Source organism: Clostridium sp. BJN0001 (assembly GCF_022869825.1).
Taxonomy (GTDB): Bacteria; Bacillota; Clostridia; order Clostridiales; family Clostridiaceae; genus Clostridium.
Genome location: NZ_CP094971.1, coordinates 350,404 through 376,020 on the forward strand (window position 1 = coordinate 350,404; position 25,617 = coordinate 376,020).

The window sequence follows — 25,617 nt, forward strand, 5'->3', positions numbered from 1 at the left end:
TACTAAATGACAAAGGACATACTAAAGGACAAAGCACAAATGACAAATGACAAAGGGGGATGTTTCTGCTCAAATCGCAGAAACTAAAATATATTGAGCTTTCGCGTTCAGGCGAAAGCTTTTATATTTTGAGAGAATCTCAAAATACATAAAATGAAATTCCAACGGAATTTCCACATTCTTTGTCATTTGTCATTTAACAGTTTGTCATTTGTACTGTCCTTTGTACTAAGTCTAGATAAAACTAGTGATATACTTATATTTCATATATTGCTGCAGAAAAATTTTTAATCAAATCATGTATGTCTTCAAGACCTACAGAAACTCTTATTAAAGTATCTGAAATACCAAGTTTTTCTCTTTCTTCTCTTGGAATTGAAGCATGGCTCATCTTAGCAGGATATGAAACGATTGTTTCCACACTTCCAAGACTTACTGCAACAGCAACTCCTTTAATATTATTTAAAAAATGTTCAGTAGTTTTAAAATCTTTGAATTTAAATGATAACACAGCTCCGGCTCCAGATGATTGTGAAAAATGAAGTCTTTTATATTTACATGAATTAAGACCAAGGTAATATACTTTTTCAATTTTTTCTTGCTTTTCAAGCCATAAAGCTAATTTATAAGCATTAGATTGAAGCGCATCCATTCTTACCTTTAATGTCTTTATTCCTCTTATGAGAAGATAACAGTCCTGTGGGCCTAAAATTGCACCAAAAGTATTTTGAATCTGATATATTCTGTCTGCAAGATCACTGTTATTTGTTGTAACAAGACCGCTTACAACATCACTATGTCCTCCTAAAAATTTTGTAGCACTATGAATAACGATATCTGCTCCTAATTTTAAAGGCTTTTGAAAATATGGAGACATGAAAGTATTATCAACTATTGTAATTGCATTATGTTCTTTTGCAATGCTTATTGCACTTCTAAGGTCAGTAACTTTTAAAAGAGGATTAGATGGAGTTTCAAGGTAAATAGCTTTAGTATTTTTTTTGAAAGCAGAAACAATTTCATTTGTATTAGTTGCACTGACAAAAGTAAATTCTATATTAAATCTTGAAAATAATTTACTAATAGCTCTATATGTACCGCCATAAACGTCACTACATACTATAATATGATCTCCTGCTGAAAAAATTGAGAATACAGAGCATATACCCGCAATTCCAGAAGAAAAGGCAAAGCCTCTTTTTCCTCCTTCAAGCTGTGCTATTAAATTTTCAAGAGCTTCTCTTGTAGGATTCCCTGAACGTGAATAATCATATTTGCCAAAATTATTTATATCAGATTGATGAAAAGTAGATGTCTGATATATAGGAGTGTTTACAGCTCCTGTTAATGGATCAATATCGCCATTATAGTGAATTAAATTTGTTGCAAAGTTCATTTTTAACACCTCATTTTCTATAAATTTATTGCATTTTTAAGATCATTAATTAAGTCATCTGAATCTTCAATACCTACTGATATTCTTAAAAGGAATTCATCAATTCCTAGACGTTTCTTTATATAATCTGGTACATCTGCATGTGTCTGTGTATATGGATATGTAATTAATGTTTCAACTCCCCCAAGACTTTCTGCAAAGCTTATTATTTTTACGTTATCAAGTATTTTTTTTACCATATATTTATCTTTTACTTTAAAAGAAATGGTAGAACCAAAACCGGATGATTGTTTAGCGTTAGTTTCATATCCATCGAAATCCTTAAGACCAGTGTAATAGACTTTACTTACATTAGGATCAGTTTGTAAAAAATCAGATATTTTAATAGCATTTTGCTGTGACTTTTTAAGACGTATAGATAAAGTCTTTATTCCTCTTAAAAGAAGCCATGAATCAAAAGGAGAAAGTATAGCTCCTGTTGTCATTTGAATATTTTTTAATTTCTTATATAAAAACTCCTTATTTGTAACAATAAGTCCTGAAAGGGAATCATTATGTCCAGATAGGTATTTTGTTCCACTATGGATAACAATATCAGCACCTAAATTTAATGGCTTTTGATAAAATGGAGTTAAAAAAGTATTATCAACTAATAATATCAAATTACTCTGAATTGAGATATCAGAAACAGCCTTTATATCAGTAACTTTTAAAAGAGGATTAGAAGGTGTTTCGATAAAAATAGCCTTAGTATTAGGTTTTATTGAATTTTTTATTTTCTTAGTATCTGTTGTATCTATAAAGGAGCAAGTAATTCCGTATTGTGAAAAAGTATCGTTAAAAAGCCTTACTGTTCCTCCATATAAGTCGTCTGATAAAATTATATGATCTCCTGAGTTAAATAAATGTATACAGCATGTAATAGCAGCAACACCAGAAGAAAAAGCAAGACCGTATTTACCATTTTCAAGCTTTGCAATTGTTTTTTCAGCTTCTTCTCTTGTTGGATTTGTGTCTCTTGAATAATCGTATCCTGTACTTTTATTTAATCCTAAATGTTTAAAAGTAGCAGTTTGATAGATTGGAAAACTTATTGCACCAGTTTTTGTATCACCATTTGATATTCCGTGTACAATTAAAGTTTCAAAATTCATAAAATCATCTCCTAAATTAAATTTTATTTAAACATAGTATTTCTCAAAATGAATCGATAAATAAAAAATTGATTTATGGAGGGAAATAAAAAAATCGCTTCCCTGAAAAGAAGCGAAATTAATTCTACAATTTTCTCATCTTTCAGGATAATCCTGCAGGATTTAGCACCATTAAAATAAATTGCATTTTATGGTTGCTGGGTTTCATAGGGCCAGTCCCTCCACCGCTCGTAATAAGAAATAAATATTTAATTATTAAATATCATTATACAGTTAATATTATTAATGTCAATAAAATAATTTATAAAGATATAAATTTTAAAGGAGAAATATTTGACAAAATCATAAATAGGAATTATAATTCAAAACATACAATTTATACATGAGTAATTTTATGGGAATTGTAAGAATAAGATTTATAATGATTAAATATCTGGGAGGGGTGCATAAATGATCAAGCTTGAAAAAGTAGAAAAAATATTTAAAAGAAAAGATGTTAAAGTAGAAGCGCTTAAAGGAATTACTTTTAATATTGATAAAGGTGATATATTTGGAGTAATAGGATTTAGTGGTGCTGGAAAAAGCACTTTATTAAGAACGATTAATTATTTAGAGAAGCCTACAAGCGGAAAAGTAATAGTTAATGGTAAAAATCTTGCTAAATTAAATAAAAAAGAACTTAGAGATTTAAGAAAACAGATTGGAATGGTATTCCAACATTTTAACCTTCTTAATTCTAAAACTGTATTTGATAATATTGCTATTGCTCTTATCTTAAATAAAACACCTAAGTTTCAAATAGAAAGTAAAGTTAATGAACTTCTTAAATTTGTAGGACTTGAAGATAAGTCTAAGGCTTATCCTGATGAATTGTCAGGAGGTCAGAAACAGAGAATAGGAATAGCTAGAGCGCTTGCAACAGATCCTCTTATACTTTTATGCGATGAGGCAACATCGGCTTTAGATCCTGAAACTACACAATCTGTATTAGAACTTTTGAAGAAAATTAATAAAAAATATAATATAACAATTTTAATTATTACTCATGAAATGAACGTAATACGTGAAGTCTGTAATAAAGTTGCAGTAATGGAAAAAGGGCAGATAATTGAAGAAGGAAATTTAATTGATATATTTGGAAATCCTAAGAAACAGACAACAAAGAATTTTGTAAGAACGGTAGTACATGATGATGTTCCAAAATCAATATTAGAGGAATTTGATTTTCATGATATTAATAAAAAGCTTCTTGAAGTAAAATTTTTAGGAAAAAGCGCAAAAGAATCAATAATTGCGGATGCATCAGCTAAAGCTGGCGTAAATATGAATATACTTTATGCAAATTTTACTGAACTTTCGAAAGATATTTTAGGATATATAACTATTGAAGCAGAAGGAGAAAAAGAAAATATTGATAATGCAATAAATATTATAAAAGATAAAGGAGTTAAAGTTAGGGAGGTAGTTTTATGATGAATGTAAGTTATTATCAGATAGTTAAAGCTGTATTAGAAACTCTTGAAATGGTAAGTGTATCTTTACTAATAGGATCTTTATTAGGAATACCGCTTGGAATACTCCTTGTAATAACAAATGCTAAAGGAATAATAAAAAATAAGGCAGTATCACTTATTTTAAATAATGTTGTAAATATTGTACGTTCGATTCCTTTTATTATTCTGCTTGTTGCAATTGTTCCATTTACAAAGCTGATAGTTGGTACATCCATAGGTACAGAAGCGGCTATAGTACCACTTATTGTTTTCATAATTCCTTATATAGCAAGGCTTGTTGAGAATTCGCTTTTTGAAGTAAGTGGTGGAATACTTGAGACGGCAGAAGCGATGGGGGCTACAACATTCCAAATAATCTGGCACTTTCTATTGCCGGAAGCACTTTCATCATTAATACTAAGCATTACAACTGCTACAATAGGACTTATAGGTGCAACTGCTATGGCTGGAACTATAGGAGGTGGAGGGATAGGAGATATTGCAATATCATATGGTTATCAGAGGTTTAATACAAAAGTTATAGTCCTTACTGTAGTTATATTAGTTATTTTTGTACAACTTATTCAGAATTTTGGGAACTATTTATCTGCAAAAATAAGAAGGCATTAATTTTTTATAAATAAATATGACTATTTTGATAAGAATAATTAAAAATAAAGAGGGGGAAAATAATTATGAAAATGAAAATACTTAGAAAAATTTTAGCAAATGCAGTATTGGCTGTTATGGCAGTATCATTAGCAGGATGCGGACAGGCTTCTTCTAAATCTGATTCTTCAGATAAAAAAACTATTACAGTAGGAGTATCACCAGGGCCATATAATGAATTATTTGATTCAGCTGTAAAACCTATACTTGAGAAAGAAGGATATACAATTAAATCTATTGATTTTTCTGATCTACTACAATCAGAAGTTGCAATTACAGAAGGAAAAGTAGATTTTAATGTTGCTCAGCACACAGCTTATGCTGAAAATTACAACAAAGAAAATAATGGAGATTTGGAAGCTATAGTTCATATACCAACAGTACCAGCGGGAATATTTTCAAATACACACTCGTCACTAGATGAAGTAAAACAAGGTCAAAAGGTTGCAATTCCACAGGATCCATCAAATGCAGCAAGAGCATATAGACTTCTTAATAAAGCTGGATGGATTGAGATAGATGATAGTGCAAATCCTACAACACTTACTAAAAATGATATAAAAGAAAATAAATATGATTTAAATATAATTGAGATGGATTCGGCTCAGATTCCACGTTCATTGGATGATCTGGATTATGCAATTATTCCTGGAAGTGTAGTTTATTCTTCAAAAATTGATGCGGATAAATCACTTCTTCATGAAGATGTTGCTAAAGATTTAGAGCTTGTAGTTGTCGTAAGTGAAAAAAATAAAGATTCTAAATGGGCTCAAGATATAGTATCTGCCTATAAATCAGATGAATTTAAAAAGTATATGGCTGAAAATAATAAAAATGATTATTGGTTTATTCCAGATGAACTTAAATAGATATAAAGAGGCGCAAAAATGGATAAAATTGAACAAAAAATAATAAAATTAATAGATGACAATAGTGATAAAATAATAGAATTTGCAAGAGATATATTATCGCATCCAGAACTTGGCTATAAAGAAAAAAGGACAGCAGAGAAGGTAGCTGAAATTCTTAAGAAAAATAGTGAATATGTAGAAGAAAATCTGGCAGTCACAGGGGTTAAGGCTTATTTAAAGAATAAAAAAACTGAGGATATTAATGTAGCTCTTATAGGAGAACTTGATGCTGTAGTATCTCCTGAAAATAAAAATGCTGATAAAGTAACAGGAGCATGTCATGCGTGTGGGCATAATGCTCAGCTTGCTGGAATAATAGGTGCATCCTTTGCACTTGCAGATAATGAAATAAAAGATGCACTTAATGGAAATGTAACTTTTTTTGCTGTACCTTCGGAGGAATATGGAGAAGTAGAATATAAACTATCCCTTAAGGAGAAGAATATTATAAAATATGGAGGAGGAAAGTGTGAACTTATAAGAATAGGTGCTTTTGATGATATAGATATATCTGTTACACATCATATATGCCCTGGAAAATATGATATAATAACAAGCAATAATACAAATAATGGATTTGTATCAAAGGTGACAAGATATAAAGGAAAAGCATCTCATGCAGCAGCAGCTCCTCATCTTGGAGTAAATGCAGTGAATGCAGCATCTATAGGTTTAGGTGCAGCTTCATATCAGAGAGAAACTTTTAGAGACGAAGATAACGTAAGAGTTCATTCTATAATAACTAAGGGTGGTGGAATTGTTAATGTAGTACCTGATGAAGTTATAATAGAAAGTCTTGTACGTGCAAATAATATGGATGCAATAGAAGATGCAGACAGAAAAGTAAACAGAGCATTTAAATCTGGAGCTATGGCAGTTGGAGGAAAAATTGAGATAATAACTTCCCCAGGATATCTTCCCATAATACCATTAGATAATGAACCTAAAATAATTTATGATATAGCAAAAAATGTTTTAAATATTGATAAAATAAAGAGAAATGATAAGAATTTTCACAGCTCAGGTTCAACAGATGTTGGAGATTTAACTTATTTAATGCCAGTATTAATGTTTGAAACAGGAGGGGCTATTGGTGGACTTCACTCAGGAGAATTTGAGATAGTAGATGAGACTACAGCTTATATTACTACAGCAAAAATAATGGCATTAACAGCATACAGGCTGTTAAGAAATAAAGCAGAAGAAGCAGTAAGGATAAAGAATGATTTTAAGCCTACATTTACTACTCAGCAGTATAGAGATTATATGGATAAATTTGAAAATGTAATAGAAGAAGATTATTCTAGCTTATAGTTTATAATAAAAATTTTATTAACATTGTTATATATGTTTAAGAATTTTATGATAATGTAAAAATTATAAAAGAGTAATTAAAAAAGTTAGGATAAACGTATAAAATTACAAAGTTTAATGCGTTTGTCCTTTGAAAGTTTGGCATTTGTACTGTTCTTTGAAAGTTCTTTACAAAATAATAAAAAAGGTATATCATAAAATGGAATTATTAAGTATATGCGGCAGTGACTCAATGGTAGAGTGCCACCTTCCCAAGGTGGACGTTGCGGGTTCGAATCCCGTCTGCCGCTCCAAAACAATTTCAAATAACATACTAAATGACAAAGGACAAAGGAAAAAGGACAAATGACAAATGGGGATGTTTCTGCTCAAATCGCAGAAACTAAAATATATTGAGCTTTCGCTTTAGGCGAAAGCTTTGTTTTTTGCGTTAAAACGCAAAAAACATAAAATGAAATTCCTCAGGAATTTCCACATTCTTTGTCATTTGTCATTTAACAGTTTGTCATTTGTATAGTTATCTATTTTGAAAAAAATCTAAATAGATATTGCTTTTTTAAATGCTAGATGATAAAATCTATTTAGAAATATTTCTAAATACTTTGAAGGAGGTGTTCGTTTTGGGATTTCCTGAAACATTTAAAGCGCTTTCTGATCCTGTAAGACGTAAAATATTAGTCATGCTTCGAGATGGCAAGATGTCTGCGGGGGATATAGGAAAGTCTTTTGATATGACAGGCGCAACAATTTCATATCATTTATCACAGCTTAAAAAAGCTGGCTTAATTATAGAAAGCAAGTACAAAAACTTTGTATTCTATGAGTTAAACACTTCAGTTTTTGAGGAATTAATGGCGTGGTTTTCACAGTTTGGAGGAAAAATAAATGAAAAATAAATCAATGATATTATCAACTATAATATGTCTTTCACCAATTATTTTGTCAGTTATATTTTATAACAGGCTTCCAGATATGGTCGCTGTTCATTTTAATAATGAAGGTATAGCAGACGGCTATATGCCAAAAGCTATTGCAGCATTTGGAATGCCTGTATTTTTGGCTGTTTTAAACATATATTCTTGGTTTATGGCTGATAAAGATCCTAAAGGCAAGAATGCAGGGAAAGCTTTGAAAGGTTTTTTAAGATGGATAATTCCTATAATTTCAGTTGTTTTTGTACCAATTACTCTTATTATGTCAATTGGAAAAAACATACCAATCGTTTTTGTTTCACAATCACTTGTAGGTGTGATAATCACAATTATTGGTAATTATCTTCCAAAGTGTAAGAGGAATTACACAATCGGTATTAAACTTCCATGGACACTTAATAGCGAAGATAATTGGAATAAAACACACCGTTTTTCTGGATTCATCTGGGTAATTGGTGGAATCATAATTCTTTTTAATTCATTATTAAGCATTTCAAGTTTTGTTATGATTGGAACTCTTGCAATTCTTGTTATTGTTCCTTTTATTTATTCTTATATGATTTATAGAAATGAAGAGAAATAATTACATTAATTGATAATGAGAAAATGGATAATTGATAATTGTGGAGGTTTTTGCTTGGGTGCAGAAACTAAAATTAAGTAAAAATTGACAATTGACAAATGGGGTTGTTTCTGCTCAAAATCGCAGAAACCCCAAATTAAATGACAAAGTACAAATGACAAATGACAAATCAGGATGTTTCTGCGTAGGCGCAGAAACTAAAATATATTAAGCTTTCGCTTCAGGCGAAAGCTCATTTTTTTGCGAAAAAACGCAAAAAACATAAAATGAAATTCCGCAGGAATTTCCACATTCTTTGTCATTTGTCATTTAACAGTTTGTCCTTTGCATAGGATTTCCACCTCATTTGTCATTTGTCCTTTGAAAGTTTGTCCTTTGATAATGTGTTGACATTTTATCTACTTTGCAATACAATATAGTTAACAGCTACATTGTATTGCAAAGTAGTAAAAATAAAAGGAGAGATAATAATGCGTACAAACGACTATGTAAAAGAAATAAATAAATACAGCTCAATTCTTAGTGAGGAAAATAATGATAAATTCAGCTATCTTCTTTTGAAATTAAGATTTGCACCTATAAATAATAAAGATGCAGAGGAATTTTCAAGCCATGTCCTTGATATATTTATTCAGTCTCAAAAAGAGAATAAAAAGGTTGAAGAACTTTTAAATACAGAAAATATTGATGTATTTGCAAATGAATTTATAGAGCAGAGTAGAAAGGATTATTCAATTTTTGAAAAAATATATTTTAAGATTAATTATATTCCGTTACTTCTTTTGATATTTACAGGAATTTTTGAAATGCTTGTTGGATATTTGATAAAAGCATGGATAAATAAAGAAACACTTTTTACTGTGCCAGTAACAGTTTCAAATATTTTAGATATTCTTATTGCATTTTTTGTATTAAACTTTTTCTTAAAGAATGCATATCATTTTTACAAAGTTTTTAATTCATCTGATAAGAAGAAAAATAAAATCTATACAGTAGGTTTATATGTTTTCTTTATAAGCCTTACAGGAATTTTTGTACTTAGTCAATTATTTTTAAATTATGTAGTATTTAAGCTTAATTATCTAATTTTTATGGGAGTTCTTATTGTAATTTGTATAATTCAGCATATATTTGAGAATAAAAATGATTAGGAGAGAGTGTTAAAATGAAAAATAAATCGCAGCTTCTTAAAGGATGTTTAGAAGGGTGTGTGCTTAAAGTAATTGAAAGCAAAAACGAGATATACGGATATGATATTTTAAAGATTTTAAATGAAAATGGGTTTAGTGATGTTACAGAGGGGACACTTTATCCAATGTATACAAGACTTCAAAAGCAGAAGTTTCTGTCTTTTAAAATAAAAAAATCCCCTCTTGGACCATCACGCAAATATTATAGCCTGACAGATGAGGGGAAAGAATATTTAAAAGAATTCACAGAAAACTGGAATTATATATCTAAAAAAGTAAATAAAATTTTAAAAAAGTAGAAATTATAATTTTTGAATAAGCTTGTCTAGCTTTAGATTTATAATCATTTCTTCGGAATATAATTCTCCACCCATGATTACTTTTATAACATCAGCTTTTCTGTAACCTTCCTTATGAAGTTTTAAATTTTTAGTTATACGCTTTAAAGTATTTTTTGGAATGTCAAGAATTGCAGAGAGTTCTTTAAAGCTGTAATACTCACTTTTTAAGATATCAAATAGATGATTTTGAAGATCTAATTTATATCTTAAATCGATTTCTTTAGAGTGGTGGGGACCATATTTTCCTCTGTGATGATACTTGCATAAATATTTATAATTCAATTTTATGTCAAATCCGCCCTCACTTCTATGGACAATGTGATGAATATCTGCTGGAGCATTACATATTTCACAAAAATACAAATTTAAAAGCCTCCTCTGTGTTATAGTTATGTTAATATTATAAAATAATATAACATAAATTTCAATTTGATGAATATAAATTTTAAAAAATGAGATAATTAAAGTTAGTTAGTAATATTCATCAGATTTTGAAAAACTATCTGCTTTAAATGGTAAATTTAAGGCTATTTACAGATTGAATAAATAGGGTGATTTACTATATAATAAAATATATACGATTAGACTAAGGAAGGTGAGTAAATTGAGAGAAAATTATAATTCATATTCATACTGGGAAGAAACTATAAGAAAAAACGAGAATAATGTTGCACATATTTTTATGGACAATGTACCAACTGAAAAAAGTTTATATCTTCATACACTTATCTTTACAAAAAACAAAGGTATAAAAAGCATATGGTGCTATTTTCCAAACATGAGAAGCCTCATAGGCTACTTGCAATACTCCTTTTTACGAGAAGCCTTTTATAAATGGTCTTTTTCAAGAGATTCAGAAGATTTTAAGATACCTTCAGAAACTTTAGACAAATTAATAAAAAAAGCTCTAAAGAAAAGAAAAATAGATAAAGAGACAGCAAGAAATATGGATGATGATTTTCAAATTCTTTCATCATTTTGGGAGATGTCATCATCAAAAATAAACATTCAGCTTAAAAAATTTGCTGCACTATTTAATAAAAAATGGATGGGAAACAATAGCGAATTTTTATATATAAAGTATTTTAGCACTGCAAAAGAACTTGGAGAATACGTAGTATCATCAAGTCTTATGACAAACACTGAAAGTGAACTTGAAAGAAAAATTGGAATGAGCATAGATGAATGGAACGACGTATGTACTAATGCAGCTAAAGATAGACTTAAAGGCGATAAATTTAGAGAAATATTAGTTAAAAATCTTACAGAAGTAATGTAATGTAAAATGACGTACTAAAGGACAAATGTTTAAAGGACAAAGGACAGTTACAAATGACAAATTGCTAAAGGACAAAGGACAAAGTAGGTGGAAATTCCGTAGGAATTTCATTTTATGTATTTTGCGATTCTCGCAAAATAATAAAGCTTTCGCTTGAAGCGAAAGCTAAATAAATTCAAAGTTTCTGCGACTTTGAGCAGAAACATCTTGATTTGTCATTTGTCCTTTGTGCTTTGTCCTTTGGTTTAAGTTCTACGTTTCTGCGATTTGAGCAGAAACAACCATAATTATCAATTATACATTAGCACATTATCAATTCTATTAATTTTTACAAAATATTAGAGCTTTTGCTTAAATGCGAAAGCTCTAGTATTTTCAGTTTCTGCGCCAAGCAGAAACCTCAAAATTTGTCCTTTGTTAATTAAAACGATCTATACACAGAACAGATACTTTGAGTTGACATGCCTTGTCCAACTCCTGTGAAACCTAGACCTTCCTCTGTAGTTGCTTTTATATTAATTTTATTAGTATCAATGTCAAGTGCGTCTGCGATATTTTTACGCATAGTTTCAATATAAGGTCTCATTTTAGGTGCTTGTGCTACTATTGTTGCATCAATATTATTTATTATATAACCATGGTTAAAAATAATATCTTTACTTTCCTTTAAAAGTTTAATACTTGAAATCCCTTTGTACTTATCATCTGTATCTGGGAAATGGCTTCCGATATCACAAAGTCCACATGCTCCAAAGATTGAATCTATTATTGCATGAATTAAAACATCAGCATCAGAATGACCTAAAAGACCTTTTTCATACGGAATATTTACACCGCCAATTACTAAATCTCTTCCTTCTACTAATTTATGAACATCATATCCTAATCCGACTCTCATAAAAAGCCCTCCTCTCATTAATTAAATTGTATCATGAACATGTTAAAAATCAATTAAAATCAATTTAAAAAATGTCGACACATCTAATATTATTCCCAATAGTAATAGAAATATACACCTATTAATAAATATATTGTTATTTATTATGATATAATGGTACAAAGCTTTTGTATTGGGGTGTTTTTATGTCGGAAAATAAATTTATAAAAAATAAATACAGTTTTTCATCACTGCCATCTGTTATATTAGTTGGGAAAAAGGCAGATGATATTCGTAAAAAACAGGTAATTTTATATATAAAAGAGTTATATTTTTTTAATATATTTGTAAAAGATCTTGTAAATGAAGACATAAATGTTTATAAGAGAAATTTAGCTATAAATGTTGCATATTTTATAATATCAGATGAAGATCTTGTAAAAGAAATATATAAAAAGAAAGAAATTCCTATTTTTAAGATTGCAAGAATGACAAATTTAAAGCCAATGGTTATAAGTGAATGTAAGGATTATATTACTGCATATTTTATTCTTATAAATAATCCTTTATATAAGGTAATTCAAGATTATGTAAGAGTTGTAGTTAATGAAAATGATACACAATCTTCTAATGAAGTAGAGATTATAAAAAAAGAAAAAAATAAGAATTTAAAAACAAGGGGACTTGTATTAAAAAGAAATTATTTTAGCACCTTTATGATTACATCATATGGTGAATTTATAAAAATCAAAAATGAAAAAAATTCTTTTAAAATTGGAACTCAAGCAGAGGGAAGAAAAAAGAAAAGTTTTAAACATTACAAAATAGTGATAAGTATCTTTTTGTGCGTAATATTGTTTGCAGGTGCTTATAAGATAGCAGATTATAAAAAGGTACAAAGCATAATAGTAATAGAAACTACATCTTCAATAAAGCTTCATGTAAACAGATATGGAAAAGTTATATATTTATATTCAGCAAGTCAAAAAGGAAAAGAACTTATATCAAAGGTGAAGTATCAGAAGAAAAATACTGATACTGTATTATCTGAGATATTTGATATTGCATATGAAAGCGATATGATAGATCTTTCAAAGAGGACTCTTATAACTGTATCAGGAACTCCTCTTGAATATGGACAACTTGAAAAGACTAATAAATTCGTAAAGGAAAATAAGATATCAATTATTATAAATAATGGTGGAAATAGACAGAGACTTCCAGATATTGTTAGTGAAGATGAGGAAAATTAGCAAATGATATAAGTTATCAACACTATCCACAACCTATTGTGGATAAGATGTTATTATTATGTTTATATCCATTTATTTACATGTTTATATAAAATAAATTGTTTGTATAATTTGAAATATAAGATAATATGTAGAAAATAAAAAGCACAATATATCCACAATATATATTAAAAATAAAATTTATGAACACATTATATTGTATTTTGTGCATAAACCACAGGCAAATAAAAGTTATTAACAGTTTATGCACAAATTATGTTATTAAAATTAAAAAAATCTAATTTCTGTGGATAAGCTGGGGAAAACTATTATTTTTTATCTCCTCTAAATCCAAAATTATCTGAGACAACCCTATTAAGCGTAAGGATCTTGCCGCTTATGCAATGACGACATTGTGAGGGTGTATCACCTGTGCATATTTTTCCTGGATATAGTGCATAAAGTTTTCTAAAATGTCCTTCTGTTACATTTGGCATTACAACATTTGCACCACTTAAAAGTGCTTTTTCACGTCCATTTTTCTGGAGTGATTCCATAGCAGTAGTTGCAGGAATATTTATATCAGGAAGCAGAAGCCTTATAATAGCTATCATTTTTAGAGACAGAGTTAAAGTCCCACCTTTAGCATCTTTAAGAGGGGTGTCCATATTAGGTATAAAAGGTCCTATTCCTATCATATCGGCATTAATTTCCTTAAAATATAATATATCATCAGCAATAGATTCAATTGTTTGACCTGGAAGTCCTACAAGAGTACCTGTACCCACTTCATATCCTAATATCTTTAAGTTTTCTATACATTTTTTCCTATTTTCAAAACTCATGCCGGGATCCATTTTTTCATAAAGATTTTTGTCAGTAGTTTCTATGCGTATTAAGTACCTATCTGCACCGGCTTCTTTAAAAGCTTTATATTCTTCAAAAGTTTTTTCGCCAAGGCTTAATGTGAGTGCAACATTTAACGATTTTATTTTTTTTATTATGCTTACCATTTTTTCTTTTGTAAAATAATCATCCTCACCACCTTGAAGCACGATTGTTCTATATCCATAACTTACAGCTTTTGATGCAAAATCAAAAATTTGATCTTCACTAAGTCTATATCTTTTAATTTTCTTATTTTCACGCCTAAGTCCACAATACATACAATTTCTTTTGCAGATATTTGTAAATTCAATTAGTCCTCTTAAATGGACAAAATTATTTAAATATTTTTCTCGCATATTATCAGCAGCTTTAAATAATTCTTCATTTATACTATCATCTTTCAAAATAGATATAATTTCACTCTTTGAAAGTAAATGGCTCTTCTGTGCTTTTAAAATTAATTTGTTCATTATACGCTCCTTATATTTAATTAAATTGATATAATAAGTATACTATCATAAAATAAGATTATAAAACAATTAAGAAATATATTTTAAAATGGACGTGAAATATAGTAAAATATAACTAATTAAATGAAATGGAGGGTTAATATGGATGCTTTTATGAATGATGCTGTACACAGCATTGTATTCGGAATAATAGGAATTGTTTTTCTTATTTTGGGATATGGCTTTTTTGATATAATACTTAAAAAAATAGATTTTAGTGAAGAACTTAAGAATAAAAATGTTGCGGTTGCTATAGTAATTGCAGGTTTTTTGATTGCTTTAGGAATTGTAATAGCAGCAGTTGTAGCGTAGGGAAAAGAACAAATCAATTGACAAAGAACAAAGGACAAAGGACGAATTAAATGACAAAGCACAAATGACAAATGACAAAGAGGGATGTTTCTGCTCAAAATCGCAGAAACTTTATATTGAGCTTTCGCTTTAGGCGAAAGCTTTAGTTTTTTGCGAGAAACGCAAAAAACCATATAATGAAATTCCTGCGGAATTTCCACCTCATTTGTCATTTGTCCTTTGAAAGTTTGTCATTTAGTACGTTATTTAGTTTAGTATCTCTTGTTTTTTATTTTAAATAAATGTTGGTAATAATTTAATAAAGTTTTATGAAGTTTACAAACAATATATAAATAACAACATTTAATTATAATAAAGTATTAAGACAAAAAATAGATACAAAATGTAAAGATAAAGTAGAAAAATTAAGAGCTTTCGCGTTTAAGCGAAAGCTCTTAGTATTTTGCAAAAACATTAGTCCAAATGACAAATCAATTGACAAAGCACAAATGACAAATGACAAAAGGGATGTTTCTGCTCAAAATCGCAGAAAACCATATAATGAAATTCCCACGGAATTTCCACCTACTTTGTCATTTGTCCTTTGAAAGTTTGTCATTTGCATTGTTCATTTTTACATGTTTTTTCTCTTATAATCTTAACAATTTGTATTATAACAGTTGGTATAAAGGCATTTAAATGAATCATCCAGAAATTTTGAGAAATAAGTGGAGTTATTTCAAAAAGATTCTGAAGAGCTGGAATTAAAAGTACAGAATCTACAAGAATAAGTCCTGCGAAAAATGCCATTATGCTATATTTATTTGTTAAAAGTCCTAATTTTGTAATAGGCTCTTTTCCTCTACAGTTAAATCCGTGGAAAAGCCTTGCTATACATAGTGTACTAAATGCCATTGTCATAGCAGTTCCATGTGATATATTAAGTCCTATATGATATGAAAGCATTGTAAATATTGCAATTATTATACCTTGTACTGATATATCTATTAAGAAATCTTTTGTAAGAATAGATTCTTTAGAAGATCTAGGCTTATCATTTAAAACATTTCTGTTTGATTTTTCCATTCCTATAGCTATTGCTGGAAGGCTGTCTGTTAAAAGGTTTATGAAAAGAAGATGAACTGCTGCAAATGGTATTGGAAGAGCGAGCAGTGATGCATATAATACTGATAAAATTCCTGAAATGTTTCCAGATAAAAGGAATTTTATTGAGTTTTTAATGTTAGAATATATGTTTCTTCCGTTTATTACTGCCTTTACGATAGTTGCAAAGTTATCATCTGTAAGAATCATTGATGCAGCATCTTTTGAAACATCAGTTCCTGTAATACCCATTGCAATTCCTATATCAGCTTGTTTTAATGCAGGAGCATCATTTACTCCATCACCTGTCATAGCAACTATATTATTTTTCTTCTGCCATGCTTTTACTATTCTTATTTTATGTTCTGGAGATACACGCGCATAAACTGAAATTTTTTCAAGATTTTCTGATAAGTATTCATCAGACATCTTATCAATTGAAGGACCATCAACTGCCATATCACCATCTTTAAATATTCCAATTTCTTTTGCTATTGCAGAAGCTGTAACTTTGTGGTCTCCTGTTATCATTACTGGTTTTATTGAAGCTTTTATACAGTCTGCAACTGCAAGTTTTGATTCTTCTCTTGGAGGATCTATCATTGCTATAAGACCTATAAATATAAAATCTTTTTCATCATCTAAAGAAATTTCTTCAGAATCATTTAAAATTTTATATCCAAAAGCTAGAACTCTTAAGCCTTTAGATGAAAGATTTTGATTCATATCAGCGATTTTTTCTTTATCATCTGATGTAATGTCACGTATTCCATCTTTAGTTAAGATTGATTTAAGTCTAAGTGATAAAACATCAACAGCACCTTTAGTAAACATTAAATTAGTTGAATCACATGCGTTTAATGTACTCATTAATTTTCTATCTGAATCAAATGGAATTTCAGATATTCTCTTAAATTTGTCACGCAAACTAATTTCATCAACATTAAAAATGTGTCCTACATTTACAAGAGCTGTTTCTGTAGGATCTCCTATTTCATTTCCACTTTGACAGGTTGAATCATTACATAAAATTGATGCTTCCATAAGAAGCTTTTGATTTTCATCATTTATATCAATCTTATCGGTATTAATAAGCGTGTCATTCACATAATATTTTTTTACTGTCATCTTGTTTTGAGTAAGTGTTCCTGTTTTATCTGAACATATTACAGAAACGCAGCCAAGTCCTTCAACAGCTTTTAATTTTTTAATTACTGCATGTTGTTTTGCCATTGATTGTGTTCCTATTGCAAGAACGATAGTAACAATTGAACTTAAAGCTTCAGGAATTGCAGCAACAGCAAGTGCAACAGCAAACATAAGTGCTTCAATTATAGGAGTTCCTCTATAGATAGTAAGAAGAAATACTACGATACATATTGCCATTATTGCTATTGCAAGCTTCTTTGAAAAATTATCAAGAGATACTTGAAGAGGGGTTTCCTTTTCCTTTGTATCTTCCATAAGTGATGCTATTTTTCCAAGTTCGCTATTCATACCAGTTTTAGTTATTAAGATAGTGGCACGTCCATAAGTAACGAGAGAACTTGAGAAAACCATATTTACCTGATCTCCTAAAGCTACACCTTCTTTATGTAATGTTTCTGAAGTCTTATCGACACTTTCAGATTCACCAGTAAGAGAAGACTCGTTTACTTTAAGTGAGAAGTTCTCTAAAATTCTTCCATCTGCTGGAACCATGTCTCCTGCTTCAAGAAGAAGTATATCTCCTGGAACTACGTATTTAGAATCAATTTCAATCTTTTCTCCATCTCTTATAACTTTTGCAGAAGGAGAAGAGAGAGCTTTAAGACTGTCTAAAGACTGTTCAGCTTTTACATATTGGACTGTTCCTAAAATAGAATTCATAGTTATTACGGCAATTATTACGATTGTGCTTTCAATATTTCCAGTTACAGCAGAAATTAAGGCAGCTATTATTAAGATAATAACAAGAAGATCTCTAAACTGATCTAAAAATATTGATAATATTGATTTTTTATTCCCTTCGTTTAAAACATTTTCCCCAACTTTGTCTAGAGTTTCTTTTGCCTCAGTAGAACTGAGACCTTTAGAAGAATTTACATTAAATTCTTTTAAAATTTCATCAGGGGATGTACTGTAATAAGATTTCAAAATAATCATCCTCTCTAAAATGTATTTATTATAAAAATTGTATTTGTTATAAATAGTGTCTGCATTAAATTTTAAGCTATACAAAAAATGAGACTTTTAATATAACTTTCTAAAAAAAATAAGAAAGCTATATTAAAAGTCTCATCACCACACGGGTATATAATACCAGACATAAAGCCGCGACTGTTGATATTATATTTAAGATTACTCCCCTTTAATATAAACACTACTAATTGATATAAATATATTATATTAAAGTAAAAAAGTCAATTACTATTTTGTAAAATATAAAAAAATAAAATAAAGTCTTGCAAAAAAATTATAAAAAGAATATTATTAATACAAACGGTTGCATAGAATAGAAAACCTTTTATTTTATGAATCCGTTAATATGTTTTTACGTAGGAGGAAATGAAATGAAAAAAATATTTTCGTTTGATTTTCTACAGAAATTAGGAAAAGTTTTGCTTGTAGTAGTAGCTGTAATGCCAGCTGCTGGACTTATGATAAGTCTTGGAAAAGTAGTAGAAATGCTAGGTGCAAACATAGCTTTAATCCTTACTGTAGGAAGTGTAATGGAGAATATAGGTTGGGCTGTTATTAATAATCTTCATATTTTATTTGCAGTTGCAATAGGAGGATCGTGGGCAAAAGAAAGAGCCGGTGGTGCTTTTGCAGCAGTAATAGCGTTTGTTTTAATAAATGTAATTACAGGTTCTATGTTTGGTGTTACAACACAGATGCTAAACACAGCAGGAGCTGTAACTCATACATTATTTGGTAGAGAAATAGCGGTAAATGGATACTTTACATCTATCTTAGGTGCTCCAGCACTTAACATGGGAGTATTTGTTGGTATTATTTCAGGTTTCGTTGGCGCAGTTATATACAATAAATACTATAATTTCAGAAAATTACCAGATGCGTTATCATTTTTTAATGGAAAACGTTTCGTTCCACTTGTTGTAATAGTATGGTCTGTAGTTGTTGGAGTTATTCTTTCAATAATATGGCCAGTAGTTCAGACAGGTATTAATAATTTTGGTATATGGATTGCAAATTCGTCAAGTACATCACCAATACTTGCACCATTTGTATTTGGAACACTTGAACGTCTTCTTCTTCCATTTGGACTTCACCATATGCTTACAATTCCAATAAACTATACTTCATTTGGTGGTACATATACAATAATGTCAGGTGTAAATGCAGGACAACAGGTATTTGGACAGGATCCATTATGGCTTGCATGGGTAACTGATCTTGCAAATTTCAAGGGTGCAGGAGATATGGCATCATATAATAATCTTTTAACTACAGTTACTCCAGCTCGTTTTAAGGTTGGACAGATGATTGGTTCTGCTGGACTTTTAATTGGTGTAGCAGTTGCAATGTACAAAAAAGTAGATAAAGATAAGAGAAAGAAATACAAATCAGTATTCTTCTCAGCAGGACTTGCAGTAATCTTAACAGGAGTTACAGAACCTCTTGAATTTATGTTCATGTTTGCTGCTCCACTTTTATATGGAGTTTATGCAGTTCTTCAAGGATGTGCATTTGCACTTTCAGGAATAATTCATTTAAGAGTTCACTCATTTGGTAGTATAGAATTTTTAACAAGACTTCCAATGACACTTCAAGCAGGACTTTTACCAGATGTAATTAATTTATTAATTTCATGTGTAGTATTCTTTGTGCTTGGATATTTTATTTCATGTTTTCTTATTGGAAAATTCAATCTTGCAACACCAGGAAGACTTGGAAACTATATAGATGATAATATAGATTCTGAAGATGCTTCTAAAAACACAAAAGCAAGCGGCAGTGAATTAGTAGAAAACATAATAAAATGTCTTGGTGGAAGAGATAATATAGTTGATGTAGATGCTTGTATGACAAGATTAAGAGTTACAGTAAAGAATCCTGAAATAGTTGGAGATAAGGATGAATGGAAATCATTAGGAGCATTAGGACTTATCAAAAAGGATAAAGGAATTCAAGCTGTATATGGACCTAAGGCAGATATATTAAAGTCAGATATTAATGATGCATTATAATAAAAGGTAAAGGTGAAAATAATGAAAATTATGACTCTTAATACTCATAGTTTAGTTGAAGGAAATGATAAAGAAACATTAATAGAATCTGCAGAAGCTATTATAAAGGAAGATTTTGATATAATTTCGCTTCAAGAGGTTAATCAGTCAATAAGCGCAAACCCTATATTAAAGGATGACGAAAGACTTAAATATTTTATATCAGCTGATGATACTGTAGTAATTAAAGAAGATAATTATGTATTAAGACTTGCTGAAGAATTATTAAAGCAGGGAAGAAAATACTACTGGTCATGGGTTCCATCACATATAGGATACGATAAATATGATGAAGGGATAGCTATTTTGAGTAAAACTCCAATATTAGAAGCAGATGGAATTTTTATCTCAAATATAAGAGAATACTCAAATTATAGAACAAGAAGAATTTTAAAAGTAAAGAGCAGAGTAAACGGAGAAATTAAAAACTTCTTTTCACTTCATTTTGGATGGTGGAATGATAAAGATGAACCATTTAAAAATCAGTGGGAAACATTCTATGAAAATGCTAAAAAGATAGAGAATGAACCTATTTATATAATGGGAGATTTTAATATTCCTGCAGACAACAAAAATGAAGGCTATGATCTCATAAAAAGTGAAAATTATTTTAAAGATACATATGTATTAGCTGAAAATCACGATGAAGGCTATACTGTAGAAGAAGAAATTGACGGATGGAGAAATTCTGACAAGAAGAGCAGAATGAGAATAGATTACATATTTAAAAATAGTGAAGACAGCGTAAAAGAATCCAGCGTCATATTCAATGACAAAAAGTATAAAAAAGTTTCTGATCATTTTGGTTTAATGATAGAAGAGTAAATAAAGTTCAAAAAATCCTCAAGCGGACGGTCAATGTCGTCAACTTAGTAGATTAAGCTATGCAAAAATAAATTGAAAGAAATCATTTTTGATGTCTATTTTAATTTATCTTAAAAAATGGTACACTAAATAAATCCACTGGATAAAGTGAATTTTAAATATGTATTTATTTATATTTAATATTAAAAACAGGATTTAATATTATGATGGTGCTTTTTTCTTGGATGTTTGTTTTTGCGCTCACAAGATCGGTTGCAACGTATTTGTGAGCGTATTTTTATAGCTTTTTCAAGTATTAATTCTAACAGCTTATTTCTTAATCTAGATTTAACTAATAAAGCTATAATTCGTTTGAATACCTGTCCCAAAATAAAATTCCTATTTGATTGATATATTGAATTTAAATCTTTATCCTTATTATCATTTGATATCGCAGCATCGGCATCTTTTTTTATAAGAGCTGCAATCATCGATAAATAAATAGAAACGTAAAAATCTTGCTTTATGGCAATTGGCTTAGTACCTGAAAATTCTTCGATTTTAAGACTGCATTTTAATTCTTTATATTTAGATTCAACGCCCCATCTTAAGAAATAGAGTTCTTTGAATTTTAAAGGCGTAATAGTATCATCATAGATGTTAGTCACTAAAGTTTCTGTCACCTCATCTGACAGCTTAACTTTTACTACTCTTATTTTTTTTATTTCACCTTTAACTTTATATTTTAAAATAAAGTCAGGGGAATCTATTGATTGTGCAAGTTTAAAAGATGTTGATACTCGCATTAAAAATAGTAATTCCTTGGAATTTAAATAATCAAACATATCATATGAAGGATAGCCTCTATCAAAAATAACAATGCTTTTTCGAGGACAGAATTTATCTCCTATTGACTCTATATGTTGTTTTGCAATATGTCTTTCACTTGTCTTATATTTAGTAATTCTAGAATCTACAATAATGTCATTTAATACATCATATAAGGCTGACGCCGTCGCAATAGCAGTTCTTGTCTTATTTTGATTACTGCTTAATCCAAAATATTCACCACATTCTTTTGTATCTGGCACTTGTAGACTAGTTCCATCTACAGCTAGAATATTAAAACCATTCCAAGTGTTTAAATTTTTATTTATACTATAAAATTTATCAACAAAAAGTCTGCATAATTCATTAAAGGCTTCTGGTGATATATTTTGTCTTGCCTTAGAAAATGCTTGTTTTGTTATTGACGGAAATTTTAAACATTTATGATCTTCAATAAAATTATCAATTTCAGAAGAGATGGATTTTCGCAATGCGGAGCAAATAAAATGAACCGTATTTGAAAAGGATAGTTTTCTATTCCTTGAGAATGAGTTACCTAAGCTGTATGCTTCTTTGTACTCACTTGAAGTAATTAAATCGTTTGTTTCTTTTAAAATTAAAGATAATAATCTAGTATTTTTCATAATGTAAAACCTCGCTATAAATTTATTTCTCTATAGCGAGGCTGCAAAATTTTCCACTATTGTCAAGTGTTTTTTTTATTAAATTATCATTTTCTCTTAAGTTGACGACATTGAGCGGACGGTTGCTTGGGGATTTTTTTAAAGGACAAAGCACAAATGACAAAGGACATATTAAATGACAAAGCAATTTGGTAATAGGTCAAGAGAAAAATGAAAATAATTTTGAATAATTTTTATAAAAAAAGTCAACACTAATAGACATACAGTCTGGCGGGAATGTATGTTCGCCAAATTATGTATTAAGTTATCTATCTACACTATCTGCAGAATAGAGTTGATTTTTAGCCAGCAATCCAAAAATCAAACGAATTAATTTACGAGATGTTAACGCAAGTGCTCGTTTATGTTGATGAGTAGTAACTTCAGCGTATTTCTTTTTATAGAATTTTTCATATTCCGGAATGTGTCTTATGACACTTGTAGTAGCTTCTATAAGATAATAACGCAAATATCTGTTACCAGCTTTGCTCATAGGTGTTTTTTCAGCTTTAAAACTACCGGATTGATTTTCCTTCCATACGATACCGGCATATTTTGCAACGGTATCATTGTTAGGAAAGTTTTTTATGCTACCTAGTTCGGCGATTATACCACTAGAGTATACAGGACCAAATCCAGGGATTGACATCAAGATTTGATATTCGTTAGCATTTAAACCCTTTACAGTTTTTTCGATAGCTCTGTTAATAGTTTTTAGTTGATTTTGAAATGCCTGAATACAGTTAAAAGAACAGGCAATAGAAGTTGTAAGGGGTTCATATAAACATTTATCAAGCCGATACGAGTTTCGCGCCGCTTGCTGCAGAATTTCAACAGTAAGTTCAGGATTAGAAATTTGTTTTCGGCTTTTTTTATTTACGAAATTCACAAGCTCCTCCATGGGAGTATTTGCGATATCTTCAGTAGACAAAAATTCTGTTAATATTGATGATGCAGTTGCTCCAAATTTGTCTGAAAAAGGATGCTTTTCATCATCTAATAAAGCAAATTCACTAAATTTGAGAAATACATTTGAAAGCATATAGGTTTTTTCTCTTGTTAAGGAATTTGCTATATGAAGCCTATGTCTTGTAAGTCTTTGCAAAGCAAGATATTGAGAGCCATGCCATGGTTCGATATGTATTCTCCCAACCCTTGCAAAATCAGCAATTACAAATGAATCTATACCATCATTTTTATTGAGGTCATTAAATGATTTTTTGTAGTTAGCAATCTCCTTTGGATTTAAACAATAAACATATGGTTTATATGGCATTAATATTTCACTTGTTGATAAAAAATTAGCGATGTGAACTCCGTAAAACGAAGTAGATTCTAATCCAATTATTACAGATTTATAAATATTATTTTTTAATACATCAACAAGCATAGTTTCAAGCTGCTTTGCACCGGTCTGCGTATTCGCGACCGCTTTCATTTTAATTAAAAAATCTTGATTGAAATTTAAAGCAGAAACAACATTTTCTCGTGAACTTATATCAATTCCTACAAATAGCGTTGATAAGTAATTTATATTCTTCATAAAATCACCACCTTTCAAATATAATAAGGAAGTTAAAAAGGAATTATCCTAATTCAGAATATTAACTGAACCCTCGCGTAATCAGCATTCATCCAAACCGAAATACCTTGCTGGCGGCTACGGTAGGAGATGCAACATTTGTGTAAGCAGAATTTGATATTCTGATTAGGCAGCAAGCTTTAAAGGCAATAACATAATGTTTTGCAGGACAAATGCGGCTGTAACCTTTGTTAATTTCCATTACGGATATTTTAACATTAGGATAATTCTTTATAAATATTTTTTTGAAATATAGATTTAGAAAGCAGATAAGAATGAGTAACAAAATATCGGGAGAACTCCCATAGGAAAAAAGACACTTTCTTTATTCTATATAATAAAAATAGGTTTATAATAAGAAAATTTCTTATTACAAACCTATTATACGAGGACAAAGGGGGATGTTTCTGCTCAAAATCGCAGAAACCCCAAATAAAAGGACAAAGAACAAATGACAAATGACAAATCAGGATGTTTCTGCTAGGCCGCAGAAACTAAAATATATGAGCTTTCGCTTCAGGCGAAAGCTTTAGTTTTTTGCGAGAAACGCAAAAAACCATATAATGAAATTCCTACGGAATTTCCACCTACTTTGTCATTTGTCCTTTGAAAGTTTGTCATTTGTACTGTTTGTTTTTTCTAAATATGGCAATACTAATACCTAACTTTATATTATAGGAGAAAATAAATTTTATGAAAGAAAACATTGCCGTATCGAAATCTTTTGATTTTGCTTTAAAAATCATTAAATCATCATATTATCTAAAGGAAAATGGTCATTATGTATTATCAAATCAGCTTTTACGATCTGGTACCAGTATAGGCGCTAATATAAAAGAATCAATAAACTCAATTAGCAAAGCTGAATTTAGAAATAAACTAAGCATTGCATTAAAAGAAGCAGATGAAACAGAATATTGGATAGAACTTATTGAATATAGCAATATATTAAGTAAAAACGAATGCGTTTTATTACTTAATGATTGTAGAGAACTTTGCAGGATACTAAGTTCTTCATTAAAAACACTTAGTAAATGACAAAAATAAATGACCAAAATAAATGACAAAGGACAAATGACAAATGACCAAAATAAAGGACAAAGGACAAAGGACAAATCAGGATGTTTCTGCTCAAATCGCAGAAACGTAGAACTTAAACCAAATGACAAAGCACAAATGACAAATGACAAAGATGGAAGTTTCTGCTCAAATCGCAGAAACATAGAATTTATTTAGCTTTCGCTTCAGGCGAAAGCTTTAGTTTTTTGCGAGAAACGCAAAAAACCATACAATGAAATTCCAACGGAATTTCCACCTAATTTGTC

The 25,617-nt window shown here is 29.6% G+C and carries 22 protein-coding genes, 1 tRNA gene and 1 riboswitch; of the genes, 15 read left to right on the forward strand and 8 right to left on the reverse strand.

Annotated elements, in window-relative coordinates; translation table 11 throughout:
- Nucleotides 1-256 precede the first annotated feature (256 nt).
- Entirely contained in the window at nucleotides 257-1,396 is a 1,140-nt protein-coding gene (locus MTX53_RS01770) for an aminotransferase class I/II-fold pyridoxal phosphate-dependent enzyme (RefSeq protein WP_244834478.1), read from the reverse strand.
- 17 nt (nucleotides 1,397-1,413) lie between these two features.
- Nucleotides 1,414-2,550: a PLP-dependent aspartate aminotransferase family protein gene (locus MTX53_RS01775; protein ID WP_244834479.1), complete on the reverse strand. Its 1,137-nt coding sequence runs from the start codon at nucleotides 2,548-2,550 to the stop codon at nucleotides 1,414-1,416.
- 132 nt (nucleotides 2,551-2,682) lie between these two features.
- Nucleotides 2,683-2,790: riboswitch (SAM riboswitch) on the reverse strand.
- Nucleotides 2,791-3,000: 210 nt separating this feature from the next.
- On the opposite strand from MTX53_RS01775, the gene MTX53_RS01780 reads away from it, so the two are divergent.
- The 9 genes from MTX53_RS01780 to MTX53_RS01820 all read left to right on the forward strand — a co-directional run bounded on the left by MTX53_RS01780 (nucleotide 3,001) and on the right by MTX53_RS01820 (nucleotide 9,941).
- Complete coding sequence (locus tag MTX53_RS01780) at nucleotides 3,001-4,023, forward strand: ATP-binding cassette domain-containing protein (protein WP_244834480.1); 1,023 nt, start codon at nucleotides 3,001-3,003, stop codon at nucleotides 4,021-4,023.
- Nucleotides 4,020-4,673 (forward strand): methionine ABC transporter permease, encoded by a 654-nt coding sequence (locus MTX53_RS01785; protein WP_244834481.1) that lies wholly within the window; start codon nucleotides 4,020-4,022, stop codon nucleotides 4,671-4,673. The genes MTX53_RS01780 and MTX53_RS01785 overlap by 4 nt, the downstream gene beginning before the upstream one ends.
- Nucleotides 4,674-4,738: 65 nt before the next feature.
- Nucleotides 4,739-5,581 carry a MetQ/NlpA family ABC transporter substrate-binding protein gene (locus MTX53_RS01790; RefSeq protein ID WP_244834482.1) on the forward strand — a complete coding sequence of 281 codons (843 nt, stop codon included), beginning with the start codon at nucleotides 4,739-4,741 and terminating at the stop codon, nucleotides 5,579-5,581.
- 18 nt (nucleotides 5,582-5,599) lie between these two features.
- Nucleotides 5,600-6,937, forward strand: a complete 1,338-nt coding sequence (locus MTX53_RS01795; protein ID WP_244834483.1) for an amidohydrolase — start codon at nucleotides 5,600-5,602, stop codon at nucleotides 6,935-6,937.
- Between the two features lie 218 nt (nucleotides 6,938-7,155).
- A tRNA-Gly gene (locus MTX53_RS01800) sits at nucleotides 7,156-7,230 on the forward strand.
- A gap of 327 nt (nucleotides 7,231-7,557) precedes the next feature.
- Nucleotides 7,558-7,833, forward strand: a complete 276-nt coding sequence (locus MTX53_RS01805) for an autorepressor SdpR family transcription factor (RefSeq protein WP_244834484.1) — start codon at nucleotides 7,558-7,560, stop codon at nucleotides 7,831-7,833.
- On the forward strand, nucleotides 7,823-8,452 hold the full coding sequence (locus MTX53_RS01810; RefSeq protein ID WP_244834485.1) for an SdpI family protein: 630 nt from the start codon (nucleotides 7,823-7,825) through the stop codon (nucleotides 8,450-8,452). Before MTX53_RS01805 ends, MTX53_RS01810 begins: the two co-directional genes overlap by 11 nt.
- A 470-nt stretch (nucleotides 8,453-8,922) precedes the next feature.
- Entirely contained in the window at nucleotides 8,923-9,603 is a 681-nt protein-coding gene (locus tag MTX53_RS01815; RefSeq protein ID WP_244834486.1) for a hypothetical protein, read from the forward strand.
- A 14-nt stretch (nucleotides 9,604-9,617) separates the two neighbouring features.
- Nucleotides 9,618-9,941, forward strand: a complete 324-nt coding sequence (locus tag MTX53_RS01820; protein WP_244834487.1) for a PadR family transcriptional regulator — start codon at nucleotides 9,618-9,620, stop codon at nucleotides 9,939-9,941.
- Nucleotides 9,942-9,944: 3 nt separating this feature from the next.
- Here the strand turns inward: MTX53_RS01820 and MTX53_RS01825 are convergent, their stop codons facing one another.
- Entirely contained in the window at nucleotides 9,945-10,346 is a 402-nt protein-coding gene (locus tag MTX53_RS01825) for an HNH endonuclease signature motif containing protein (protein WP_244834488.1), read from the reverse strand.
- 232 nt (nucleotides 10,347-10,578) lie between these two features.
- Here MTX53_RS01825 and MTX53_RS01830 point away from each other — a divergent pair, with 232 nt between their 5' ends.
- Nucleotides 10,579-11,262: a hypothetical protein gene (locus tag MTX53_RS01830; protein ID WP_348521795.1), complete on the forward strand. Its 684-nt coding sequence runs from the start codon at nucleotides 10,579-10,581 to the stop codon at nucleotides 11,260-11,262.
- 421 nt (nucleotides 11,263-11,683) lie between these two features.
- Here MTX53_RS01830 and ispF read toward each other — a convergent pair whose 3' ends face one another.
- The gene (gene ispF / locus MTX53_RS01835; protein WP_244834489.1) at nucleotides 11,684-12,160 is read right to left on the reverse strand and encodes a 2-C-methyl-D-erythritol 2,4-cyclodiphosphate synthase; all 477 of its coding nucleotides are present in this window, start codon (nucleotides 12,158-12,160) and stop codon (nucleotides 11,684-11,686) included.
- A gap of 185 nt (nucleotides 12,161-12,345) precedes the next feature.
- Here ispF and MTX53_RS01840 point away from each other — a divergent pair, with 185 nt between their 5' ends.
- Nucleotides 12,346-13,392, forward strand: coding sequence for a hypothetical protein (locus MTX53_RS01840; RefSeq protein ID WP_244834490.1), 1,047 nt, complete (start codon nucleotides 12,346-12,348; stop codon nucleotides 13,390-13,392).
- A gap of 308 nt (nucleotides 13,393-13,700) precedes the next feature.
- Here MTX53_RS01840 and hydE read toward each other — a convergent pair whose 3' ends face one another.
- Nucleotides 13,701-14,729 (reverse strand): [FeFe] hydrogenase H-cluster radical SAM maturase HydE, encoded by a 1,029-nt coding sequence (gene hydE / locus MTX53_RS01845; RefSeq protein WP_244834491.1) that lies wholly within the window; start codon nucleotides 14,727-14,729, stop codon nucleotides 13,701-13,703.
- A 141-nt stretch (nucleotides 14,730-14,870) separates the two neighbouring features.
- On the opposite strand from hydE, the gene MTX53_RS01850 reads away from it, so the two are divergent.
- The gene (locus MTX53_RS01850) at nucleotides 14,871-15,080 is read left to right on the forward strand and encodes a DUF350 domain-containing protein (protein WP_244834492.1); all 210 of its coding nucleotides are present in this window, start codon (nucleotides 14,871-14,873) and stop codon (nucleotides 15,078-15,080) included.
- Between the two features lie 594 nt (nucleotides 15,081-15,674).
- Here the strand turns inward: MTX53_RS01850 and MTX53_RS01855 are convergent.
- Nucleotides 15,675-18,299, reverse strand: a complete 2,625-nt coding sequence (locus MTX53_RS01855; RefSeq protein ID WP_244834493.1) for a cation-translocating P-type ATPase — start codon at nucleotides 18,297-18,299, stop codon at nucleotides 15,675-15,677.
- Between the two features lie 416 nt (nucleotides 18,300-18,715).
- Between MTX53_RS01855 and MTX53_RS01860 the strand changes: the two genes are divergently transcribed.
- Nucleotides 18,716-20,356, forward strand: a complete 1,641-nt coding sequence (locus MTX53_RS01860) for a PTS transporter subunit IIBC (protein WP_348521796.1) — start codon at nucleotides 18,716-18,718, stop codon at nucleotides 20,354-20,356.
- A gap of 21 nt (nucleotides 20,357-20,377) precedes the next feature.
- The gene (locus MTX53_RS01865) at nucleotides 20,378-21,220 is read left to right on the forward strand and encodes an endonuclease/exonuclease/phosphatase family protein (RefSeq protein ID WP_244834494.1); all 843 of its coding nucleotides are present in this window, start codon (nucleotides 20,378-20,380) and stop codon (nucleotides 21,218-21,220) included.
- 182 nt (nucleotides 21,221-21,402) lie between these two features.
- Here MTX53_RS01865 and MTX53_RS01870 read toward each other — a convergent pair whose 3' ends face one another.
- Entirely contained in the window at nucleotides 21,403-22,671 is a 1,269-nt protein-coding gene (locus MTX53_RS01870) for an IS4 family transposase (protein ID WP_244833863.1), read from the reverse strand.
- Nucleotides 22,672-22,975: 304 nt separating this feature from the next.
- Nucleotides 22,976-24,253, reverse strand: coding sequence for an IS110 family transposase (locus MTX53_RS01875; RefSeq protein WP_244834495.1), 1,278 nt, complete (start codon nucleotides 24,251-24,253; stop codon nucleotides 22,976-22,978).
- Nucleotides 24,254-24,985: 732 nt separating this feature from the next.
- On the opposite strand from MTX53_RS01875, the gene MTX53_RS01880 reads away from it, so the two are divergent.
- Entirely contained in the window at nucleotides 24,986-25,330 is a 345-nt protein-coding gene (locus MTX53_RS01880) for a four helix bundle protein (RefSeq protein ID WP_244834496.1), read from the forward strand.
- Nucleotides 25,331-25,617: the final 287 nt, after the last annotated feature.